This is a genomic window from Lactiplantibacillus sp. ME-2, assembly GCF_022549155.1.
In the GTDB taxonomy this organism is placed as follows: Bacteria; Bacillota; Bacilli; order Lactobacillales; family Lactobacillaceae; genus Lactiplantibacillus; species Lactiplantibacillus plantarum.
Genome location: NZ_JAKZEQ010000163.1, coordinates 1 through 232, shown reverse-complemented (window position 1 = coordinate 232; position 232 = coordinate 1). Strand labels below are relative to the sequence as shown.

Annotated in this window: 1 tRNA gene; it reads right to left on the bottom strand. The window is 47.0% G+C overall.

Annotated elements, in window-relative coordinates:
• Positions 1-70: 70 nt before the first annotated feature.
• A tRNA-Ser gene (locus MMY95_RS15815) sits at positions 71-160 on the bottom strand.
• Positions 161-232: the final 72 nt, after the last annotated feature.

Below are 232 nucleotides of genomic sequence, written 5' to 3'. Positions count from 1 at the left end.
TGTTACTGCCGTGAAAGGGCAGTGTCTTAAACCACTTGACCAAGGGGTCATATTTATTATATCTAACTAACGGAGAGTAAGGGATTCGAACCCTTGAAACAGGTATAACCCGTTTACAGCATTTCCAATGCTGCTCCTTCAGCCACTCGGACAACTCTCCATGGCTTACCGTAGATAACTCCGACAGGCGGGCTCGAACCGTCGACATCTTGATTAACAGTCAAGCGCTCTA